General features: G+C 44.3%; 20 protein-coding genes and 4 tRNA genes. 13 read left to right on the plus strand and 11 right to left on the minus strand.

What is annotated here, in order from left to right; genetic code table 11:
* Window positions 1-357: 357 nt before the first annotated feature.
* Window positions 358-753, minus strand: coding sequence for a hypothetical protein (locus JCM12259_RS07490; protein ID WP_025065984.1), 396 nt, complete (start codon window positions 751-753; stop codon window positions 358-360).
* 308 nt (window positions 754-1061) lie between these two features.
* Here JCM12259_RS07490 and uvrB point away from each other — a divergent pair, with 308 nt between their 5' ends.
* From uvrB to JCM12259_RS07515, 5 genes are all read left to right on the plus strand, one after another.
* The gene (uvrB, locus tag JCM12259_RS07495; protein WP_025065985.1) at window positions 1062-3089 is read left to right on the plus strand and encodes an excinuclease ABC subunit UvrB; all 2028 of its coding nucleotides are present in this window, start codon (window positions 1062-1064) and stop codon (window positions 3087-3089) included.
* An 81-nt stretch (window positions 3090-3170) separates the two neighbouring features.
* Window positions 3171-3815, plus strand: coding sequence for a DUF4468 domain-containing protein (locus JCM12259_RS07500; protein WP_025065986.1), 645 nt, complete (start codon window positions 3171-3173; stop codon window positions 3813-3815).
* 10 nt (window positions 3816-3825) lie between these two features.
* A complete protein-coding gene (locus JCM12259_RS07505; RefSeq protein WP_025065987.1) occupies window positions 3826-4026 on the plus strand; it encodes a hypothetical protein in 201 nt (66 codons plus the stop codon).
* A complete protein-coding gene (locus tag JCM12259_RS07510) occupies window positions 4026-6353 on the plus strand; it encodes a putative porin (RefSeq protein WP_025065988.1) in 2328 nt (775 codons plus the stop codon). The genes JCM12259_RS07505 and JCM12259_RS07510 overlap by 1 nt, the downstream gene beginning before the upstream one ends.
* Window positions 6354-6367: 14 nt before the next feature.
* Window positions 6368-8863: an SLBB domain-containing protein gene (locus JCM12259_RS07515; protein WP_025065989.1), complete on the plus strand. Its 2496-nt coding sequence runs from the start codon at window positions 6368-6370 to the stop codon at window positions 8861-8863.
* 499 nt (window positions 8864-9362) lie between these two features.
* Here JCM12259_RS07515 and JCM12259_RS07520 read toward each other — a convergent pair whose 3' ends face one another.
* From JCM12259_RS07520 to JCM12259_RS07550, 7 genes are all read right to left on the minus strand, one after another.
* Complete coding sequence (locus tag JCM12259_RS07520) at window positions 9363-10118, minus strand: glycosyltransferase family 2 protein (RefSeq protein ID WP_025065990.1); 756 nt, start codon at window positions 10116-10118, stop codon at window positions 9363-9365.
* The gene (locus tag JCM12259_RS07525) at window positions 10115-10822 is read right to left on the minus strand and encodes a glycosyltransferase family 2 protein (RefSeq protein WP_025065991.1); all 708 of its coding nucleotides are present in this window, start codon (window positions 10820-10822) and stop codon (window positions 10115-10117) included. The genes JCM12259_RS07520 and JCM12259_RS07525 overlap by 4 nt, the downstream gene beginning before the upstream one ends.
* Window positions 10823-10825: 3 nt before the next feature.
* Entirely contained in the window at window positions 10826-11431 is a 606-nt protein-coding gene (locus JCM12259_RS07530; RefSeq protein ID WP_025065992.1) for a glycosyltransferase family protein, read from the minus strand.
* Window positions 11432-11433: 2 nt separating this feature from the next.
* Entirely contained in the window at window positions 11434-11658 is a 225-nt protein-coding gene (locus tag JCM12259_RS07535; RefSeq protein ID WP_025065993.1) for a hypothetical protein, read from the minus strand.
* Window positions 11655-12704: an EpsG family protein gene (locus JCM12259_RS07540; RefSeq protein WP_025065994.1), complete on the minus strand. Its 1050-nt coding sequence runs from the start codon at window positions 12702-12704 to the stop codon at window positions 11655-11657. The genes JCM12259_RS07535 and JCM12259_RS07540 overlap by 4 nt, the downstream gene beginning before the upstream one ends.
* Window positions 12705-12716: 12 nt before the next feature.
* Window positions 12717-13934 carry an oligosaccharide flippase family protein gene (locus tag JCM12259_RS07545; protein ID WP_159105375.1) on the minus strand — a complete coding sequence of 406 codons (1218 nt, stop codon included), beginning with the start codon at window positions 13932-13934 and terminating at the stop codon, window positions 12717-12719.
* Between the two features lie 83 nt (window positions 13935-14017).
* The gene (locus JCM12259_RS07550; protein WP_025065996.1) at window positions 14018-15061 is read right to left on the minus strand and encodes a hypothetical protein; all 1044 of its coding nucleotides are present in this window, start codon (window positions 15059-15061) and stop codon (window positions 14018-14020) included.
* A 397-nt stretch (window positions 15062-15458) separates the two neighbouring features.
* Between JCM12259_RS07550 and JCM12259_RS07555 the strand changes: the two genes are divergently transcribed.
* From JCM12259_RS07555 to JCM12259_RS07590, 8 genes are all read left to right on the plus strand, one after another.
* A tRNA-Gly gene (locus JCM12259_RS07555) sits at window positions 15459-15531 on the plus strand.
* 39 nt (window positions 15532-15570) lie between these two features.
* A tRNA-Leu gene (locus tag JCM12259_RS07560) sits at window positions 15571-15652 on the plus strand.
* A gap of 26 nt (window positions 15653-15678) precedes the next feature.
* Window positions 15679-15762: transfer RNA gene (locus JCM12259_RS07565), tRNA-Leu, on the plus strand.
* Window positions 15763-15788: 26 nt separating this feature from the next.
* Window positions 15789-15861: transfer RNA gene (locus tag JCM12259_RS07570), tRNA-Gly, on the plus strand.
* A 26-nt stretch (window positions 15862-15887) separates the two neighbouring features.
* Window positions 15888-16442, plus strand: a complete 555-nt coding sequence (locus tag JCM12259_RS07575) for a hypothetical protein (RefSeq protein WP_025065997.1) — start codon at window positions 15888-15890, stop codon at window positions 16440-16442.
* A 44-nt stretch (window positions 16443-16486) separates the two neighbouring features.
* Window positions 16487-16894, plus strand: a complete 408-nt coding sequence (locus JCM12259_RS07580; protein ID WP_025065998.1) for a single-stranded DNA-binding protein — start codon at window positions 16487-16489, stop codon at window positions 16892-16894.
* Window positions 16895-16928: 34 nt separating this feature from the next.
* Window positions 16929-18248, plus strand: a complete 1320-nt coding sequence (gldE, locus tag JCM12259_RS07585) for a gliding motility-associated protein GldE (RefSeq protein ID WP_025065999.1) — start codon at window positions 16929-16931, stop codon at window positions 18246-18248.
* A gap of 8 nt (window positions 18249-18256) precedes the next feature.
* A complete protein-coding gene (locus JCM12259_RS07590) occupies window positions 18257-18925 on the plus strand; it encodes a 4'-phosphopantetheinyl transferase family protein (protein WP_025066000.1) in 669 nt (222 codons plus the stop codon).
* Here JCM12259_RS07590 and JCM12259_RS16180 read toward each other — a convergent pair.
* The 3 genes from JCM12259_RS16180 to JCM12259_RS07600 are packed head-to-tail and all read right to left on the minus strand — an operon-like array spanning window position 18866 to window position 20402.
* A complete protein-coding gene (locus JCM12259_RS16180; RefSeq protein ID WP_148299595.1) occupies window positions 18866-19210 on the minus strand; it encodes a DUF5056 domain-containing protein in 345 nt (114 codons plus the stop codon). The genes JCM12259_RS07590 and JCM12259_RS16180 overlap by 60 nt on opposite strands.
* Window positions 19200-19739, minus strand: a complete 540-nt coding sequence (locus JCM12259_RS07595) for an RNA polymerase sigma factor (protein WP_025066001.1) — start codon at window positions 19737-19739, stop codon at window positions 19200-19202. The genes JCM12259_RS16180 and JCM12259_RS07595 overlap by 11 nt, the downstream gene beginning before the upstream one ends.
* Before the next feature lie 9 nt (window positions 19740-19748).
* Complete coding sequence (locus tag JCM12259_RS07600) at window positions 19749-20402, minus strand: DUF6249 domain-containing protein (RefSeq protein WP_025066002.1); 654 nt, start codon at window positions 20400-20402, stop codon at window positions 19749-19751.
* Window positions 20403-20527 lie beyond the last annotated feature (125 nt).

A 20527-nucleotide genomic window follows, 5' to 3' on the forward strand; every position in this document is an offset into this window, starting at 1 on the left:
CCTCGTCGGAGATTCTTTTTGGTCCATGCAGCAGGTGCGTGGCCCCGTCGGAGATTCTTTTTGGCTCACGCAGCTGGTGCATACTCATCCGATTATAAGAATCATTCTGTGCGCCATACGCAAACACCGTTGTCGCGGTCATGGGCATTACTTACAACTACGTTATCGCTTTTGAAAAAGAAACTATATGCGCGTTGAGAGAAATATGCTTCTGGTGTGCTTGACCATCATGATCTGTTTTTGTGGAGTAATTATTTAGTTTTACTTCTTTGTTGTGGAATTAGAAGTGCATAAACGAACAAGCGGAAGCTTCTCACGAAGTCTCCGCTCAAAATGATTAAATTTGAAAGTAAAATTCTATTTCTTTTTGCCGAATAGTCCTTTGAGGAATCCGGAAACCTTAGCACTACTCTTTTTCACGGCCTTTGTGATCACATTTCCCGTCGTATCGACCGCTTCTGTAAGCTTTTTGCTTTCCAAGAAGGCCATTTTTTTCTTATAACGAGTGCGATAAGCCGTGTAAGTAGACAGTTGATTGTTCGTCATTTTCGCCTTATAAGTGGTGTGATACTCATTTGTCAGCATCTCATAAACAGAGTCTATGCGCTGGTAATCGTGTGGAGTGACTGATTTCAAAGACTCCACTCCGTTGAGAAAACGCTTGTAACGAGACAAAAAGTCATCTGCTTTCTGCGCCGAAATATGGATGGCACATAAAGCCATCCATAGTGTTACCAAAACCAATCTTTTCATATTCGAAACCTATTTACATGATTAATATGCTGGCAAAGATAGCAATAAATCTATAAGTCATCGCCTTTAAGCCTCTCAAAGATTGTTAATCGATACTTTGCTGATGTTGTTCCCATTGCCTGACGGTAAAGAAGGTGGATCATTAATCCTAAAATGGACAAGCGTTTTCGCTGAAAAGTTTAGTTGAGGGGATTGTTTTTGCAATCTGTTCGTAGCGAATGTTGTATAAAATATATGGGGATAAGCACCTTTAATTATATCGTTTTTCGCTACTTTTGCAGCCGAAGTAATATACAAAAGGTAAAGGGATGAGATTCAAGTTAACGTCAAAGTATTCTCCCACGGGTGATCAGCCCGAAGCTATCCAACAGTTAACGGCCGGTGTCAATAATGGTGATCGGGCGCAGGTGTTGCTCGGAGTGACAGGGTCGGGAAAGACTTTCACTGTGGCTAACGTGATTAATAATGTCAATAAACCTACGCTCATTCTGAGTCATAACAAGACGTTGGCCGCGCAACTTTATGAAGAGATGAAAGCATTTTTCCCTGAAAATGCGGTGGAATATTATGTCTCTTACTATGATTATTATCAGCCGGAAGCCTATTCGCCCACGACCGATGTTTATGTTGAGAAAGATTTGTCTATCAACGAAGACATCGATAAATTGCGATTGAGTGCCGTTTCGGCGTTGCTTTCGGGCCGAAAGGACGTGATTGTGATATCGTCTGTTTCCTGCATTTATGGTATGGGCGGTCCGATTGCTATGCAGAACAGTATTATTTTTATTAAGAAAGGGCAGCGACTCAATCGCAATGATTTTTTGCGAAAGCTCGTGAGCGCTCTCTATGTGCGTAATGATATGGAGTTGCAACGCGGTAATTTCCGAGTAAAAGGCGACACTGTGGATGTTGCAATGGCGTATAGCGACAATGTTTTGCGTGTGACTTGGTGGGACGATGAGATTGATTCGATCGAAGAAGTAGATCGTGCGACTTTCTATCGTTTGTCTTCTTTTGAGGAATATCGGATTTATCCGGCTAATCTCTTTATAACTACCAAAGAGCAAACGGAGCAAGCCATCCGATTGATTCAAGATGATTTGGTTAAGCGAGTGGCTTATTTTGAAGATTTGAATGAAGAGACCAAGGCGCAGAGAATCAAGGAACGTGTGGAATATGATATGGAAATGATCAAGGAGTTGGGTTATTGCTCGGGTATCGAGAATTATTCCCGTTATTTCGAGAATCGTCAGCCAGGGCAGCGGCCTTATTGTTTGCTCGACTTTTTTCCTAAGGATTATCTTCTCATTGTGGATGAGAGCCACGTCAGTGTGCCTCAGATCAATGCGATGTTTAGTGGTGATCGAGCTCGGAAACAGAATCTTGTGGAATATGGATTTCGTTTACCCGCAGCCTTTGACAACCGTCCGTTGCGTTTCGAAGAGTTTCATGAGTTGATCCATCAAGCGATCTATGTGTCGGCAACACCCGCAGATTATGAATTGCAAGAGGCCGAAGGCGTCGTCGTTGAACAGCTGATCCGCCCCACTGGTTTGCTCGATCCTAAAATCGAAGTGCGCTCCTGCACGAATCAAATAGATGATTTGATGAGCGAGATCGTAAAGCGATGTCAGAAGAAAGAACGTGTCTTGGTGACCACATTAACCAAACGGATGGCCGAAGAAATGACCGAATATTTGCTTGAACACGATGTGCGAGCCAGTTATATTCATAGTGATGTAGGCACACTCGATCGAGTGAAGATCATGACCGACCTCCGTGCCGGTGTGTTTGATGTGCTGGTGGGCGTCAATCTGCTTAGAGAAGGACTCGATTTGCCCGAAGTCTCGCTCGTTGCCATACTCGATGCTGATAAAGAGGGCTTTCTGCGCAGTCATCGCTCGCTTACGCAAACCGCGGGACGAGCTGCCCGCAATGTGAACGGACTGGTCATTATGTATGCCGACAAGATTACGGAAAGCATGAAAAAGACGATAGATGAGACGGAAAGAAGGCGCTCGATTCAGTTGAAATACAATGAAGAACACCACATCACACCTCAGCAGATCGTGAAAGAGATCAATGGCGCTTTGACCATCGGACGTAAAATTGGATCAAACACAGCTGCTTATCCGGATTCTACGTATCTTGAAAACAACACAGCTGCATTTGCTGCCGATCCTATCATTCAAAAAATGACACGACAGCAATTGGAGAAGAGCATTGCCGATACGACAGATTTGATGAAACAAGCAGCCCAAAAAATGGAGTTCTTGCAGGCTGCCCAGTATCGGGATGAAATTATTCGACTGCAAGCACAGCTCGACTTGAAATAACGTTAAATATTGAATAATCACAGATCGATAAGACATTATTTCGTAATTTTGCCTACATAAATATTCACAAAGCATCGACTTATGAAGAAATTAATAGCCATCTTGTTGACTATTTTGCCCTTGACGGCCACCGCACAAGATGTATGGGAGAAACCGCAGGATAGCAAACAACAAGTGAAACAGACTGTTGAGAAGGCGAAAAAGGATGAAATCAAGCAGGAGGATGCCAAATATCTGTCGGGTGCTGTGCCCGAAGTGGACGGTAAGGTGGTTTTCACGCTCGATCTGAGTTTACCCGGAAAGAGTGCACAAGATATCTACGATCAGGTTTATGCACAACTTGACAAGATGTCAAAAGAGGATAATCAATTTAAGGAAAGCGGTATTGTCCTCATCAACAAGCGTGATCATATCATTGCAGCGCATTATAAAGAGTGGCTCATTTTTACCAATAATTTCATTTCATTGGATCGAACAGAGTTGAGTTATACGATTATAGCCAAATGTATGGATGGACAGTTGAATCTCACTTTGAGCCGGATCAGTTATTCGTATGAGAAAGGACGGAGCACGGGATTCAACACCACGGCCGAAAAATGGATTGTGGATGCCGTTGCACTCAATAAACGCAAGACTAAATTGACCAAAGGATCAGCTAAGTTTCGCCGTAAGACAATCGACCGGAAAGATGAGATTTTCTCGGCTATCACGAATGCTTTAAAATAAAAATAGCCCTATGACAAGAGATCATCTCCAATTATCAGGCAATCAAGATAAGTTTCTGAAAATACGAAACATTCTTAATATCATTTTCATGGTAGGTGCTATCGCGGGCGTTTTGATTTATTTCTACGCCGATCGCCCCACGGGTACGATCATTATTTTAGTCGCGATGGTATTCAAGATGATTGAAAGCATATTACGATTCTTTCATTGATGAAAAAGACCCTCACACTGGTGCTTTTCTCGCTAATGGTTTTTCACACGGCGATAAAGGCTCAATCGGACTTCAATCAGATAGATAACGGCGGGCAAATAACCACATCTGATCAGCGCCGCAAAACAACCGACTCGCTGGGTAGTGATAAAGAGATTCCTGTCGGGATCAAAGTGTGGACTGTGGATACACGATTCGGTGATCGAAAACCGGCTCAAGTAGACACCCTCTCGCACATGTTTATGAACACGATATTCACCTCGGGACTCCGCGGCGAATATAATACGACGGGCAATCTCGGATCGCCGCGTATCAATCGCATCTTCATTGATCGGCGCGAGAGCGGGCACTTCATCTTTACACAGCCTTACAGTTATTTCATCACGCCGACAGACGCATTCCTATTCACCAATACATTATCGCCGTTCACCAATATTTCATACAACAATTGTGGTGATCGTACCAATGGAGAAGATCATTTCACGGCTAAATTCGGAGTGAATGCAGGTCAGAGAGTGGGTGCGGGATTCAAGTTTGATTACCTTTACGGCCGAGGATATTATCAAAGTCAGAGTACGTCTCATTTCAACTACTCGATGTACGGATATTATCTCGGCGACCGTTACCAGGCACAGATTCTGCTTTCTACCAATCATCAGAAAGTGGCAGAGAACGGAGGTATCACCAATGACAATTATATCACACATCCCGAAAGCTTCAATGAAGATTTCCAAACATCTGAAATCCCCACGGTGTTGAGCCAGAACTGGAATCGTAACGATAACCAACACATCTTCTTCACCCAACGCTATAACCTCGGTTTCAATAGGAAAGTGAAGATGACCGAAGAAGAAATCAAGGCCAAGAAATTTGCAATAGAAGCGCAAAAAGATCAGGAGAAGCGGAAGAATAGAGAGCAAGCGGAAAAAGAAGCTAAGCGAAAAGGTGAAGTTTTCGATAGTAAAAACTTTGCCGAAAAGAAAACTTTCACGGGACGTCCTACCGGAGCTGCGATTGCAGGAACCGAACCGACAGACTCGATCGATCGCAAAGGCAACCGTATCTCTGTGAAAGGAAAAGCTGCGGCAGACAGCATTCTGACTGCACAAAAGAAACAGCAAGAAGACACCTTATGGCTCAAAGATGAATATGTGCCAGTTACCAGTTTTATTCACACGTTGAACCTGGATAATTATCGACGCATCTATACGGCTTATGCCACGCCGAGTAATTTTTATTTGAATACTTATCGTAATGTCAGTAGATTTTCCGGCGACTCGCTCTATGATAAAACCAATCATTATCGCATACAAAACACTTTCGCAATTTCGCTGCTCGAGGGCTTTAACAAGTGGGCAAAGGCCGGATTGAAAGCTTTCGTTACGAGCGATTTTCGTCATTTCACGCTTCCGGACACCATCCAAGGAACGGCAGCGTATAATGAACATAACCTGAGTATCGGTGGCCAATTGAGCAAGACAGAAGGTCGCACGCTCCACTATAATTTGTTGGGTGAAACCTGGCTCACAGGCGAAGACGCCGGACAATTAAAGATCGAAGCCACGGTCGATGTCAATTTCCCGCTGTTCGGCGATACGGTTACGTTGGCGGCGAGCGGTTTTCTTCACCGACTCAATCCCACCTTTTATTATCGCCATTATCATGCGCGCCACTATTGGTGGGATAACGGCGATCTGAGTAAGATTATTCATTCACGAGTCGAAGGACTTTTCAGCTATCGCAAGACGCGCACCACCTTGCGAGTGGCCGTAGACGGGATCAAGAACTACACGTATTTCAGTGGAGCTTACACCATTACTTCTACGTTTGGACGCACAGGAAATGTTGTCACTCCGTTGCAGAGCGGCGATATGATTAGTCTTATCACAGCCTCGCTCGGTCAGGATTTCACGTTCGGTCCGCTCAATTGGGAGAATCTCATCACTTATCAGAAATCGACGAAGAGCGACATCCTCCCCGTTCCTCAGATCAATGTCTATACCAATCTCTATCTGCGTTTCAAGATTGCACGAGTTTTGCATTGTGATTTCGGAGCCGACATGCGTTTTTTCACCAAATACTATGCGCCCGATTATAGTCCTGCCTTGGGACAGTTTGTGACGCAGACAGGCGACAACAAAACGGAAGTGGGTAGTTATCCCATCGTGGATGTTTATGCTAATTTTCATCTGAAACGCACCCGCTTTTTCGTCATGATGAGTCACGTCAATGCCGGCATGGGCAGTCAGAACTATTTTCTCACGCCCCATTATCCGCTCAACGACCGCGTGTTTCGTTTTGGTCTGAGCTGGAACTTCTTCAATTAGTTTATCTTTTGACAATGAAGAAATTACTCGTATACATATTGCTTTCGGTCCTCTGTCAATTGACCGTGTCAGCACAGTCCACCATGACAGACGATCAGATTATGAATTTTGTTGCAAGGGAATATAAAGCCGGTACGTCGCAGGCACAAATCGTGACCAAACTAATACAGCGAGGTGTAGATATCGATCGGATTCGCAACATCAAAAGAAAGTATGAGCGACAAGCCAAACAGCAAGGGCTTGGCGTGGTTGCGGAAAAATCAGTAAGTGATCGGCTGCGGAAAAATAATGGAGAGAAAAAAGACACGCAAGGACAATACTCCAATTACAGACTGCGAATGGGTAGAGGTGTAGGCTCCGTCACCGAAGACGAGCGCCTGTTGATGCAGAAAGAGTTGACCGCTTTGATGCCGCAAGACACGATGACCATGCCTATACAAATGACAGAAAAAAATTACGACAGAAACCGGAAAGTGTTTGGCCGTGATATTTTTAACCGGAAAGATCTGTCATTCGAACCGAATATGAATATCGCCACACCGCGGAATTACCGGTTGGGACCAGGCGATGCCGTTGTCGTCGATATTTATGGAGCCTCACAAAAAACGATAGAAGCAACTGTCTCGCCCGATGGAGACATCATCATCGAAGGCTTCGGACCCATTCAGGTGAGCGGACTCACGGTGAATGAGGCCAACGCACGCCTCAGATCCACACTGGGATCGCGATACAGCAGTTCAAAGGTCCGGTTGACCGTGGGACAGACTAAAACTATCATGGTGAATGTTATGGGCGAGGTGAGAACTCCTGGGACCTACACACTATCGGCTTTTGCTACTGTTTTTCACGCCCTCTACATGGCCGGCGGAACCAATGACATCGGTACGCTGCGTAATATAAAAGTATTTCGTAATAATAGGTTGATAACCGTTGTTGACATTTACGATTACATGCTCAATGGAAAACTCACGGGAAACATTCGTCTGGCAGACAATGACGTGATCGTGGTCGGTCCTTATGATTGTCTTGTTGATATTACCGGCAAGGTGAAGCGTCCCATGTTCTATGAAATGAAAAAGAGCGAAAGCATCGCCACGTTGTTGAAATACGCCGGCGGTTTTACTGGTGATGCTTATCGGCGAGCTGTGAGAGTGATTCGTAAGACAGGCCGCGAATATTCCATCTATAATGTAGGCGAATTCGATATGACCGCCTTCCGCGTGACCGACGGCGACTCCGTGAGCGTCGACTCCATCATCTCACGTTTCGAAAATAGAGTGGAAGTGCGCGGAGCCGTTTTCCGCCCCGGCATCTATCAGGTCGGCGGCGATATCAACAGCGTCCGCACACTTATCCAACAAGCAGAAGGCGTAAAAGAAGATGCGTTTACAGCCCATGCCGTGATGCACCGAATGAAACCCGATCGGACGTTGAAAATAATCCCAGTCGATATTGAAGGTATCATGAGCGGAAAAGCGCCCGACATCCCCTTGCAGAAAAACGATGTACTCTTCATCCCGACCAAGCAAGAGATGATGCAACAACAGACCATCACAATCCACGGTGAAGTGCAATATCCCGGCATCTATCGGTATGCCGACAACGAAACGATTGAAGACTTCATCCTCCAAGCTGGCGGACTGAGAGATGCGGCATCAACGGTCAAAGTAGACATCGCCCGCCGAGTGAAAAATCCCAAAGCACTGACCACCGACAGCATCATCGCCCAAACTTATACACTGGCTCTGAAAGACGGATTCGTTATTGATGGAAAGCCGGGCTTCACCCTGATGCCCTTCGATGAAGTTTACGTCCGCAAGAGTCCCAGCTATTCCACTCAAAAAAACATCAGCGTAGAAGGACAGGTAACCTTCGCGGGAACCTATACCTTGGCTCGGAAAAACGAGCGACTCAGCGACGCCATCCGAAAAGCCGGCGGAATAACTAACAGAGCCTACATCGCGGGAGCCCGACTCGAAAGACGAATCACTCCCGAGGAACGCTTACGAATGCAGACCGTTTTGAGAATGGCGCAGGCACAGCGAGGCGAGAAAGATTCCTTGGCGATGAACAAATTGGAGCTGGGTGACACATATTTCGTCGGAATTGAACTGAACAAAGCCTTATCGCATCCCGGCGGCGACGCCGACTTCGTGCTGCGCGAGGGCGACCGGATTATTGTTCCTGAATATAACGGAACGGTGAAGATCAGCGGCGATGTGATGTATCCCAATGCTGTGGCATACAAGAAGGGAAAACGCCTCTCCTATTATATCAATCAAGCGGGAGGATGGGGGAATCGTGCCAAGAAAAGTCACACCTATATCATCTACATGAATGGCACCGTGGCCAAAGTGAGCCACAACGCCAGAGTGATGCCGGGCTGTGAGATTGTTGTGCCGAGCAAGCCGGTAAACAGCGGACTGAAATTGACCGAATGGCTAAGCATTGGTACAACAGCCGCAACGATTGCCACCATGATTGCCACAATAGCTAATCTGGTGAAATAACGAAAGTTCAAAACAAATCCTTTTCTTATCGTCCGAGGCCTCGGACGATTAAAATCCGCTTGATTTTCACTTTCCGAGGCCTCGGCTGATCAAAATCCGCTTGATTTTTGCTTTCCGACCCCTCGGATGATCAAAAATTCTCTGATTTTCACTTTCCGACGCGTCGGCTGAGCAAATTTAGCTTGATTTTCACTTTCCGACGCGTCGGATGATCAAAAATTCTCTGATTTTCACTTTCCGACGCGTCGGATGATCAAAAATTCTCTGATTTTCACTTTCCGACGCGTCGGCTGATCAAAATCCGCTTGATTTTCACTTTCCGACGCGTCGGCTGATCAAAAATTCTCTGATTTTCACTTTCCGACCCCTCGGCTGATCAAAATCCGCTTGATTTTTACTTTCCGAGGCGTCGGCTGATCAAAATTCGCTTGATTTTTGCTTTTCATGGTCGCAGGGTTGGTCTTTATGATCTGTTTTAATCAAATTTGTTGGCTTCTCGTTACGTGCGTATAAGACCATATAATTTGATGATGTATTTCATCGATACAAAAAGTAGGTTGGTGTGAATCCCTAAATTTTTGCAAGCACGTAAGGTCTCGATGAGTCCCAGTAGATGATTTCGATAACCGTTTGTGCTGACACCGCCCAATCTCATCGTTACGACATCCAAAGGTGTGTAGGATATGCGAATTTTGTTTTTATAGCATACGCGGGCTATCAATTCAAAGTCGGCAGAGATTTGATAGTCTGCGCGATAGGCTCCATACTTTTCGTAGATTTTTTTTCTGACGTAGAAGGAGGGGTGTGGCGGAATAAATCCGAATTTGACCATCCATGGGCGAAAGATGGCGCCCGAATAATAGCGCACACATTTGTCGAGCTGTCGGTCTCTGACGAAATGCACGTCGCCGTAGATGGCATCGGTGTCGTCGGTGAAATGTTTCGCGATGTGTGCTACGGCGTGATCGGATGTAAAAAAATCATCGGCATTCAAGAATCCGATAATGTCACCGCTGCAAAGGTTTATTCCTTTGTTCATCGCGTCATAGATTCCACAATCGGGTTCTGAGATCCATTGCATTCGTCCGTTGAAGTGTTTTTCGTACTGGCGAATGATGTTTTGAGTTCCATCATTGGAATTTCCGTCGATGATCCAGTATTCGATGTCTGAGTAAGTTTGGCCGAGCACAGATCTGATGGTATCGCTAAGTGTTTTTGCACTGTTATATGCTACTGTGATGATGGATACTTTCATAGTCGTCTTCTGCTGATAAGTTTAATGAGCAGATATAGTCTGTACTTAATTTTGAATGCGATCGAAGTAGAATTTTGCATGCCTCCTGCTGAAGTATTGCTCGAATGTCGTCGATAGCATACGAGTTTGTCATCAATCACAATCGTTTTGTAATATGTCATCCCAACGAGGGTGATCCAGTTGTCGTGCGTGCACAATAAATGCTTGGTGGGGAAGGGAATGGCTCGGTGGAGGATCTTCCGATTGAAGGCGATGCAACAGCCCAAAAAGCTGAATCGGACGAGTGTGTGGAGTAATCCTTTCCTGGTTTTTCGTAATTTGAAGAAAGATTCTCCCATGCGGATGCCTTGTTCGTTGATAATCACGGCATCGGAAATAACCAGACTGTATGATTGTAGTAATCGCATGCATACAGACACTTTATTAGGCATCCAAATGTCATCCTGATCTGCCAGGAAGATATATTCTCCCTTGGCGTGTCGCAAGGCATTTTCGAAATTAGGTGTATAGCCTCGTTTGCCGTCATTGATATGGAGGTGTATCTGCGGAGATTTGATGGATTCTATCAAGCGGATGGTTTCGTCTTGGGAGCCATCGTCTGATATGATGATTTCGTCTTTTGGCGAGAGTTGCGGGAGTATCGACATGAGCTGCTCGCTCAGGAATCGCTCACCATTATATGTTGCAATGCATACTGAAATCATAATTTATAAGGTTAGGCCGTCTCGTATTCCTTTGGCGATAGCTTTGAATTTTTGGAGTCTGTCATCTTCCACGATGGCGATGAGGAGAAGATCTTTCAAAAAGAAAAAATCTTTTTTGGTGATCCACACCGGCACATAAAACAGGTATTTTTTATTCAAATATACTGTATTTCTCGCCCAATAATATCTTCTTAGTGCGGAATGATTCCAGGAGCTGAGTCCGCGTTTCTTGACAGGATCGCCGATGTGGTGAATGATAAGCGGCGGAGCTATTCTTTTCACAGAGAACTCGCCATCGATCTTGACTCTTATCGTGAAATCAAAATCTACACAGTCGATGAATAATTTTTCTTCATAATATCCTATTTTGTGAAAAATATTGCGATGATGCAGACTTCCTGATGTTATGACGGTGAGACTATCTGTGCACGTGGTTGCATGATTTGTTTTAAACCTCTTCCTTGAAAAAGTTGTACCGATTATTCCGACATGATCATATCGGCTAATGAAGTTGGCGTAAATCGGTAGTATTTTTTCATTGGGCAAAGAGTCGTCATCCAAAGTTAGAATCCATTCTTTGTTTTCTGTCAATCCTTTTTTGATACCCATATTCAAGGCCGCTGCGATACCTGTATTTTGATTTTGCCCAATGAAACTGCGTTGTTAGCCTCTGCAATCTCTCTGACATGGCTTTTATTATCAGAGTCATTGTCTACGATGATGACCAAAGCTGCAATTCTGGCATAACGCTTCATGTTGGTCGCAAAATCTTCGCCGGGGTTGTATGTCACGACCACAATCGCTGTATTATTTCTATCGGGCAGTGTCTGTTTCATTTTAATAATTGAGTGTAGAAGATATTGGTTGCCAACAGAGAAAATCCTATAATGGCCACGATGAATCTTGCAATTATATCAGGCTTGATTGTATAATAGATATGGGCAAAGATGATGATGTCCACAATTCCATATAGTTCGCTTAATCGAAACGACAACACAGGGAGTCGGTTGAAAATAAGAAAGGTGAATATAGAAAGTCCCATCATTTTCAACATTATGGGAATATATTTGTTATACGCGTACACTGTTTCATACATCCATAACATGTATAAATAGATGATGACTTTTACAAGAAAGATCAAGCCAAACACATTGATTGTATCACCTGCAATACCACTGTCCCTGAGTTTTTGATAAGCATCGATCTTATCCTGCATAAAACCGAGCGGAAGAAAAGATAAGAAGTCTATCCCCGAAAAATAGACGACATAACCAACAGGGATTACCATAGTCCATGTTATTCGCTGTTTTACCGTGAGTTCTTTATTGTTTAGCAATAATAAGGGAAAGAACGCGATAGAAGAATAATGGAAACAAAAGGCAATGAGCCACATGAGAATACATTTTTGTTTGTTATGATTGGCCAAAGGCATGATTGATGTCAGTAGGAATCCGGATGCAACTCCTGCGCGAATTTGTGTAAGATCTTGCAAGATGTAGTAATTCCCGATGTATATCAGCACAGGCATAAACCACATGGGTGACAAATCTTTAATGGCTTTCAATTTTAAGGATACTCCCAGTATCGCATAGAAAAGAAAGACGATGTGCACATCATTCATCAAATAACCCAGATATTGTGAAAGCCATCGATAAGTGAACTCTACAAAGATAACAACCTGAGGTGAGTCATAATGATAAAAGTTGAATTCATACTGTTCAGAATCATGATCGACACCCACCGGTTTGAATGCTGCCAAAAGGATCAATAGAATGCCGATACCGAAAAAAGCATACTTGCGGTATCTGTCATCTTGCTTGCTTGCTTCTAACATCGAGAAGAGGAAGACGATCATATAGACGATTATCAACAGACAGATCATATTGCGGTTTTATCAATCATCGTAGAGTGAATTTATACGTAGCAATAATATCGCAGTCAATAAGACTTCTCCTATCAAGATAGAAACGGCTGTGCCGTAACAGGATTGTAGTCGGGTGAGATAAATCATCAAACCCAATGTGATGATTCCGCTTGCTGTCAGTGATTGAGCATATACTTTTGATTTCCCGATGCTGGTGTAATATTGGATGCCAATGAAGTTATTGGCCACATTGAAAACCATCCAGGCGGCAAGAATCACGAGCACTCCTCGAAATCGGAGGAATGCTTCTGTGAATATCAGCGGTATGATATAATCTGATAACGCAATCAGAAATATAATAAGGCACATGGCTAACAGCAGGGTAAATGCTGCCGCTTTTTTGATCAATTTGACGCCTGCCGAAAAATTTTCGGTGATGGTCTCGCTTACATGTGGATAGATGGCTGTTGTGATGGGGGTAAAGATCATCAAGCAAGATCTGATCAATTTGTCATAGCCTGCATAATAACCAACGACATCGTCGGCAACGATTAGTCCCAAAATAAAGATAGAACTCCCATTTAGTAGTATTGATACGGCAGAAGAGAGGAATAGAGGGAAACCTCCTCTGAATGCTGTCAAGACTGTATGTTGGTCGTAATTCCCGCGAAATGAACAATGTTTCAAAGCCAACAAAAGTGCATACACACCGAATAGGACGTAACTCAATGAGTAAATAAGCGGCACAAACACGTAATCACTGCCCTGCTTGACAAAGAGAAAAACCAATAACAAGAGCACCGCCTTAATCAGTATATTGATCCAGGTGATGTATTCCATCTTCTGAATGCCTTGAAAATACCATTGGGGAAACAAACATGTCCCGATCAGCACACCACTGAATAAAAGAAAAGTGAGCTTGTTTGCACTGAATTTAGGTATCAATAACACCAGACCGGCATATACGAGCAACCCCGCGATAAGCAAAATAAACTTCGCCGTCATCGTACTGGCAAAGATTCGCGAGATTGCAATCCGATCATCTTTGTGGCATCGGGCAATGTCTCTTGTTGCAGAGATGCTGAATCCGTAGTCTATGAACACAATGAAATAGGAAAGAAAAGCCTGCACGAAAGCGATTTTTCCGAAATTGGAAACGCCGATGGTCATAAGCAAATATTTGATCGTGATGAGCGACAGAATATAGTTTACGATCTGCGTTACAAGCAGATACAGAATATTCTTCAACACCATCCCTCTTGCGCCGGATGAAAGAATGCGATTTGCGACTCTATCCGATAAATGACTCATCGACTCTCCAAACGATAATCTTATTGCCTAATGACGACGTATAGTGAAGTGACTGCAAAAGTGCACAACATCAGAATAAGGAGTAACAAGGCTCGTTTCGGGCAGGCAGGTTTCAATGGAACCGTGGCCGACTGCAATGTCGTGAATGCCGGCGTGCGTTCTTGCAGTTTGGCTTGAGCCAATTGCACTTGCTGTGTTGTCAGCTGATAATTGTTGTATCGCAATTGAACTTCATTCTCCATTTCCTCTTGTTTCGACTTGAAACGCTGCAACACCACATCTTCATTCGTGTCCATATAAGTTGCATACACCTGTTGCGCTTTGATATATCGCGCTTTGGCCTGCGTGCAGAGATGTTGCGCATGTGTCAAATCATTGCGCGCCTTGCTTGTGCGATAGCCGATGATAAACTGTTGCAACTTGTTTTTGGCAGAATCGGCTATCGTGGCACAGATCAGCGGATCTTGGTCTTTGACAGTGATGGTGATGACATCCGTCTTCTTGTTCACGTCGCATTTGATACGGTCATCAATCATGTCGGCGATATCATACTGCACTTTTGTCAGTTGGAAAGGATTCACCCGAATCCCGCGGTCATGCAGCATGCTGTCTTGTCTTTTCTTCATTGACCCCGTGATCCAAGTCATCGCTCTCGTCCACCAGGCATATCGCTGGTGACAACACAGATAATTATAATAGGTCGTTTTCAATTTTCCGTTTTGCGATGAAACATTGACGGGAAACATTTCAGCCTGAAAATCCACCGATTCTATGATGTCCGGATAAAATTCCGGAATGATCGCGTCTTGCTGCGCCACGTTCGGCAAGTTCAAACCGAAACTCGAAGCAAGCGATCCGAGACTTCCCGACGCCGAAGCGGATGTCTCCGGTGCGAGTTTCACTTTACATATATAGTAGCGCGGCAGACTGAAAATGATGATCGACCCCACGATTAGTGCCGAGGTAAGTGTGATCACAAACAATCTCTTGTTGCGTAAAATCTTTTTATACGCCTCACCTAAATCTATTTTACGCAGTTGTATATCTTTATTATCGTTTTCCATTTTTGTATAATCGAAGCAATCTGTCTGTCGAATACGACTCATTCATTCGCATGATATTCTTTGCAAAGATACATTATTTTTCTACCACATCAAAATATTATATCCATATAAAGAACGACACCGGTTGTATTCATTCGCCGACCGCCTGCTACTCGCTTGATATTCAAACACATGCAAATGTCTTTGCAATTAATCATTAATCGCGATGCAATCAATGATCTTTTCCCGTGTGTTTAACTGTTACTTGTTATGCGAAAAACCATTAGTTGAAAATTTATGAATTACATTTCAAACAGTTTTCTATAAAAAAATCATGGAAAAATTTGCAGTATCGGAAAAAAGCATTACCTTTGCAACCGCATTTAGAGAAATGTTCCTAGCTTGTTAGGATGAATATGCGGAAATAGCTCAGTTGGTAGAGCACGACCTTGCCAAGGTCGGGGTCGCGGGTCCGAGTCCCGTTTTCCGCTCACATGTTGGATAAATACCTGATGAGGGGAACCTCGAATGCCCAGGTGGCGGAATTGGTAGACGCGCACGTTTCAGGTGCGTGTGTTTAACAGCGTGCAGGTTCGAGTCCTGTTCTGGGCACTATTTATTCAGATGCAAACTTTGTTGGAGAGGTGGCGGAATTGGTAGACGCGCTACTTTGAGGGGGTAGTGACAATTGTGTCGTGGGAGTTCGAGTCTCCTCCTCTTCACAAAGATAAATAAGGATACGTTGCAAGCGGAAATAGCTCAGTTGGTAGAGCACGACCTTGCCAAGGTCGGGGTCGCGGGTTCGAGTCCCGTTTTCCGCTCTTTTTTAGAGAAACATAAGCATTCGATGAATTTATATTTAAGATATTTCGATAGAGAAACCTTTGTTTATAGTGTGGATGAAGCATTGGCTTTTCTCAGTTCTATTCCTGAAATCGGAATGACTCCCGATTTGGCGGCAGATATCAAGGAGTATGCCGAAAGCGACGTGATGTATCCGAAACGCTATAAGGTTCGCCCGCGCGTATATTTTATTATCATCAAAACCACAGCAGAAACGATGCTCGATTTCAAGCAGAAAAAAGCGTTGCGCCCCGTTGTTCCTACGCCGTCGGCACCCGAACGGCGCGACTTGGCTTCGTCGGCCCTAACGCGACTCACAGAAGAACATCCCGGATGGTATGAATGTTCGTTGGATTTCAAACGCGTAGTGATGGTTCCAACAACGGGCAAACACGAGTATCGCGACACTCATTTTGTTGCGCAGTGCAAAGCAAACTCTGGACAAGATAGTTACAATCGCATTGTGAGTCATCTGCGCGAACGGGTCGACAGTCGCAGTCAGTTCCCCTCGGCAAAGGGTAAGAATTTCCATTTCAAGTATTTGGGGATGTGGAAGTAAGCGTTCCGTAGCACACGATATGAATCCATCCATTTCTCAATGCAATGAATAAGGTAATGCTGATCGGTAATGTCGGCAAAGATCCCGACATTCGATATTACGAGAATGACCAAGCCGTGGCTCAATTTCCGTTGGCAACGACAGAACGAGGATACATTTTGCAGAATGGAACACAGGTCCCAGACCACACCGATTGGCACAATATCATTATGTGGAAAGGGTTGGCTAAAATTGCCGAGAAGTATGTTCATAAGGGTGACAAACTGTACATTGAGGGGCGAATACGCTATCGTAGCTATGATGATCAGAAAGGACAACGTCGCTATGTGACTGAAATCTTGGCCGAAAATATGGAAATGCTCTCTCCGAAACCAACTTCTCAAAGTGTCGAGAAGCCTACTTCCGCAACTCCGTCGCAAGTGCAAGATACCACCGACGAACTTCCTTTTTAATTCCATCGACCATTAGCTAACAAAAAAGAAACAATTGGACCTCTCTTTTTTCACTGAATCTTTATCGGATATTTACCTCCAAGCGCCGACAGTTGGTGCCATCATCGCAGCTCTCTTAGCCGCAATCTTGCTCTTGGTTTCGGGTTTTGCCAGTGGTTCGGAGATCGCTTTTTTTAGTCTTTCACCATCTGATCTTGCCGAACTCGATGAGGGGAAGACACAGCGCGATCGAGATATACAAATGCTTCGTGATGATTCGGAGCGCACGTTAGCCACCATCCTTATCACCAATAACTTTGTCAACGTAACGATTATCATGTTATGCAACTATGTGTTTGCCGCTATCGTGCATTTCGGTGAGCGTGCTTACTGGTTGCAATTCCTGTGTATCACCGTCTTGTTGACATTTCTTCTCTTGCTGTTTGGCGAAATCATGCCCAAAGTTTATAGTCGACAGAACAGTTTGTTATTCTGTCGTCGCACGGTGAATGGCATCCTTTTGCTTCGCAAAATGTTCTGGCCGTTAGAAACTATACTGCTTCGAAGTGGTATTTTAGCAGAGAAAGTGGTGCAAAGAGAGAATCATGTGCTGAGCGTCGATGACCTGGAACAAGCCCTTGAACTCACTGATAAGAATGCCATTAAGGACGAACAGAAAATGCTTCGGGGCATTATTCGATTCGGGGATGAGACTGCCAAGGAGGTGATGACAAGTCGGCAAGATGTGGTTGACATCGATATCAAGAGTGGGTTTGCAGAAGTTCTGCGCTGCATAGTGGAAAACAATTACAGCCGAATCCCTGTTTATCAAGACAATACGGATAATATCCGCGGTGTGTTGTATATCAAAGACGTGCTGCCTCATCTCTCCAAACCTGCTAACTTTCGTTGGCAGAGTTTGATTCGACCGCCTTATTTCGTTCCGGAAACCAAAAAAATCGATGATCTCTTGCGTGAGTTTCAGGAAAACAAAGTGCATATCGCCATCGTAGTCGATGAATTCGGCGGCACGAGTGGTATTGTAACGCTTGAAGACATACTGGAAGAGATTGTGGGAGAAATCAATGACGAGTATGATGAAGAGGAAAAAACTTATTCCAAGCTCAACTATAATACCTATATTTTTGAGGGTAAAACGCTGCTGAGTGACTTTTGCAAGATTTTGAATGTCAATGATGACGAGTTTGCTGAAATAGAAGGCGATGCCGATACTGTGGCCGGATTACTTCTCGAACTCAAAGGAGAGTTTCCCTCAATGCACGAGAAACTCGAATACAAAAACTATACTTTTGAGGTCATGGGCATTGAAGAGCGACGTATCAGCCGCGTTAAAGTCATCATTCATAACGCCTGACTGCTGCGATGCCATTGATAAGGATAGAAACCGTTGCACCCGATGTCCGACTCGGTTTATGGCAAATTGAAGAGTCATTAACGGTCTTTTGCAATGCAAGTAAGCGTTTGCGGCGTCTCAACTCACAGTTACTTGCATATCGATCAACGGCTCGTCGACTCGAAGTCTTAGCCACATATAGTCTACTTTTTGCCATAACGGGTCATGAAGAATTATCGATCACCCACGATTCCAATGGGAAACCGCATGTGGAAGGATTCCATGTGAGCATCAGTCACACCCGAGGTTATGCAGCTTTGATTCTCTCTACAAGTCGGGAAGTGGCTGTCGACATCGAATATTATAGCAATCGCGTGAAACGAATCGCCCATAAATTCATCCGTGAGGATGAAGATGCCGAAACCCTTGATAGTCAATTAATCAATTGGAGTGCCAAAGAGACAGTTTATAAACTCCTTTCTGCCGAGTCTCTTCAATTCTTTGAGATGCGACTCCACCCTTTTACGCCCCAAGAACAAGGGTGTATAAAGGTGCAGGATCTCAAAAACGATCACACGATTTCTGTCTATTATCGTCTCGATCCGGCTTTCGTGCTCACGTATGCTATCTCTTCTTCGTCATCGCTCACTCACAATGGCATTGTAACCGGCCACGGAAACGAGTGCGATGAAGAATAGAAAGGTCATTGACGGGGATATGTCGTGAAAGTTGATTGAGGCAAATCCGCCGATAAAATCACCTAAAAGGTTATGCAATAGCATCCGAAAGTTAGTCAATCCGCCTGTTATCACGATGAGAACAGTGCCTGCAACTACGCAAAACAATGTCCAAATTCGATTCAGTCGCACTGCTTTTGGGGCTGGTAAACGTCTCATCACACGCCCGGAAAAGCCGTTGTCGGCAAACTCCTGCTTGTTCTCAGCAAAGAATTTAGCTATTAATTTTTCATCGTTATCCATCATATCCATTCTCCTTTAAATAAGTGGCGAGTCGTTGTTTGCCTCGAGAGAGGTGCGACTTTACCGTTCCTTGGGCCATACCCGTTATCTCTGAGATTTTGTCTATGGGTTGTCCTTCCATCAATTGTAGAGTGATACAAATGCGTTCGGCAGCAGTCAGTATGGCCATTGCATCGTAAATATCCATTCGCAAATTGCTGTCAGCAGTCTCGGCATTGCGTCGCGACACAGCGGGTGTATCTAAGTCGCCCGTCAGTTTACGGCTGCGCGTATAGTCGTAAAGCACATTATAGGCAATACGATAGAGCCAAGTGCTGAACCCCGACAAGCCTTTGAACTGCTCGATATGTGTATATGCCTTGACGAAAGTGTCTTGTGCGAGGTCGTCACTAAGCTGAATGTCTCCTGAAGTCTGGTTTATAAAGAACCGACGTATAGGTGACTGGTACTTCACAATCAGCTCATTGAAAGCCTTTTTGTTGTGAAATACCGTCACCTGCGTAACGAGAGAGATATCATTCAGCTTATTCACGGCCTGCGATTAAAATTCGTCGTGATCATGTTTTTTGCCAGATGTACGGGCGATAATCATCTGTCCGATACCTATACACAGCACAAGTGCACCAACACCAGTAATCTCTTTGGCGCCCATCCACCAAAACATAAGCATCAATCCCACGCCGATGGCAGCATTGTTTATGCCTTTTCGCCATAGGTTTTCATTTGTTTTCCTAGGCGAGGGAGCAATATCGGCTGGCATAGGCTGTCCTGTTTCCATCGCTTTTTGGGCTAAAATCACTCGGTCGTTGTGGCGTTTGATAAGATACCTGATGATGAACAGGATAATGATGACAGGCGACATTAGGAACAGAAAGATCAAAACCACGATGATAATAGCTAATAAGATGCCGCCGAAATTCCATCCCACGTGGTCGCCCCAATACTCGATCGGGTTGTCGCTGTCGTCAGAATAGTTTGGGTTATAATCCCGTTCGTCTTCTTGTTCAAAGCCGATATCGTGCTCTGTCTCGGCCAGTGCCGTGCTGTCCGAATAGGCTTCGACACCTGTCGAACTTGAATCGGCCATCGTGGTAACGGCTGTTTTCTGTGGATGATGGCGGTGTTTGGGTACCGCATTTATTGCCAATGCACTGAAAGTCAGCATCAGTGCCAATGCTATCAATGACTTTTTCATATCGTTTCTTAGTTTAGTTGACGAGTGATCAACTTCTTTTCAACTCGTCAATTTCATTAAACTTTTGTTCGTTAGACGCAACAAGTGCTTAGTTAGTTGCAAAGTTACAAGAAAAAATACGTATT

The sequence above is a fragment of the Hoylesella enoeca JCM 12259 genome (assembly GCF_000613405.1).
GTDB lineage: Bacteria > Bacteroidota > Bacteroidia > Bacteroidales > Bacteroidaceae > Prevotella > Prevotella enoeca.

Bases quoted from the DNA above. Each gene is read 5' to 3' on its own strand.
- JCM12259_RS07505 (WP_025065987.1), top strand. From the start codon at position 3,826: ATGACAAGAGATCATCTCCAATTATCAGGCAATCAAGATAAGTTTCTG.
- JCM12259_RS07580 (WP_025065998.1), top strand. From the start codon at position 16,487: ATGAATAAGGTAATGCTGATCGGTAATGTCGGCAAAGATCCCGACATT.
- JCM12259_RS07510 (WP_025065988.1), top strand. From the start codon at position 4,026: ATGAAAAAGACCCTCACACTGGTGCTTTTCTCGCTAATGGTTTTTCAC.
- JCM12259_RS07590 (WP_025066000.1), top strand. From the start codon at position 18,257: ATGCCATTGATAAGGATAGAAACCGTTGCACCCGATGTCCGACTCGGT.
- JCM12259_RS07490 (WP_025065984.1), bottom strand. From the start codon at position 753: ATGAAAAGATTGGTTTTGGTAACACTATGGATGGCTTTATGTGCCATC.
- JCM12259_RS07520 (WP_025065990.1), bottom strand. From the start codon at position 10,118: ATGAAAGTATCCATCATCACAGTAGCATATAACAGTGCAAAAACACTT.
- uvrB (WP_025065985.1), top strand. From the start codon at position 1,062: ATGAGATTCAAGTTAACGTCAAAGTATTCTCCCACGGGTGATCAGCCC.
- JCM12259_RS07500 (WP_025065986.1), top strand. From the start codon at position 3,171: ATGAAGAAATTAATAGCCATCTTGTTGACTATTTTGCCCTTGACGGCC.
- JCM12259_RS16180 (WP_148299595.1), bottom strand. From the start codon at position 19,210: ATGATGGATAACGATGAAAAATTAATAGCTAAATTCTTTGCTGAGAAC.
- JCM12259_RS07575 (WP_025065997.1), top strand. From the start codon at position 15,888: ATGAATTTATATTTAAGATATTTCGATAGAGAAACCTTTGTTTATAGT.
- JCM12259_RS07540 (WP_025065994.1), bottom strand. From the start codon at position 12,704: ATGATCTGTCTGTTGATAATCGTCTATATGATCGTCTTCCTCTTCTCG.
- JCM12259_RS07535 (WP_025065993.1), bottom strand. From the start codon at position 11,658: ATGAAACAGACACTGCCCGATAGAAATAATACAGCGATTGTGGTCGTG.
- JCM12259_RS07600 (WP_025066002.1), bottom strand. From the start codon at position 20,402: ATGAAAAAGTCATTGATAGCATTGGCACTGATGCTGACTTTCAGTGCA.
- JCM12259_RS07525 (WP_025065991.1), bottom strand. From the start codon at position 10,822: ATGATTTCAGTATGCATTGCAACATATAATGGTGAGCGATTCCTGAGC.
- JCM12259_RS07515 (WP_025065989.1), top strand. From the start codon at position 6,368: ATGAAGAAATTACTCGTATACATATTGCTTTCGGTCCTCTGTCAATTG.
- JCM12259_RS07530 (WP_025065992.1), bottom strand. From the start codon at position 11,431: ATGGGTATCAAAAAAGGATTGACAGAAAACAAAGAATGGATTCTAACT.
- JCM12259_RS07550 (WP_025065996.1), bottom strand. From the start codon at position 15,061: ATGGAAAACGATAATAAAGATATACAACTGCGTAAAATAGATTTAGGT.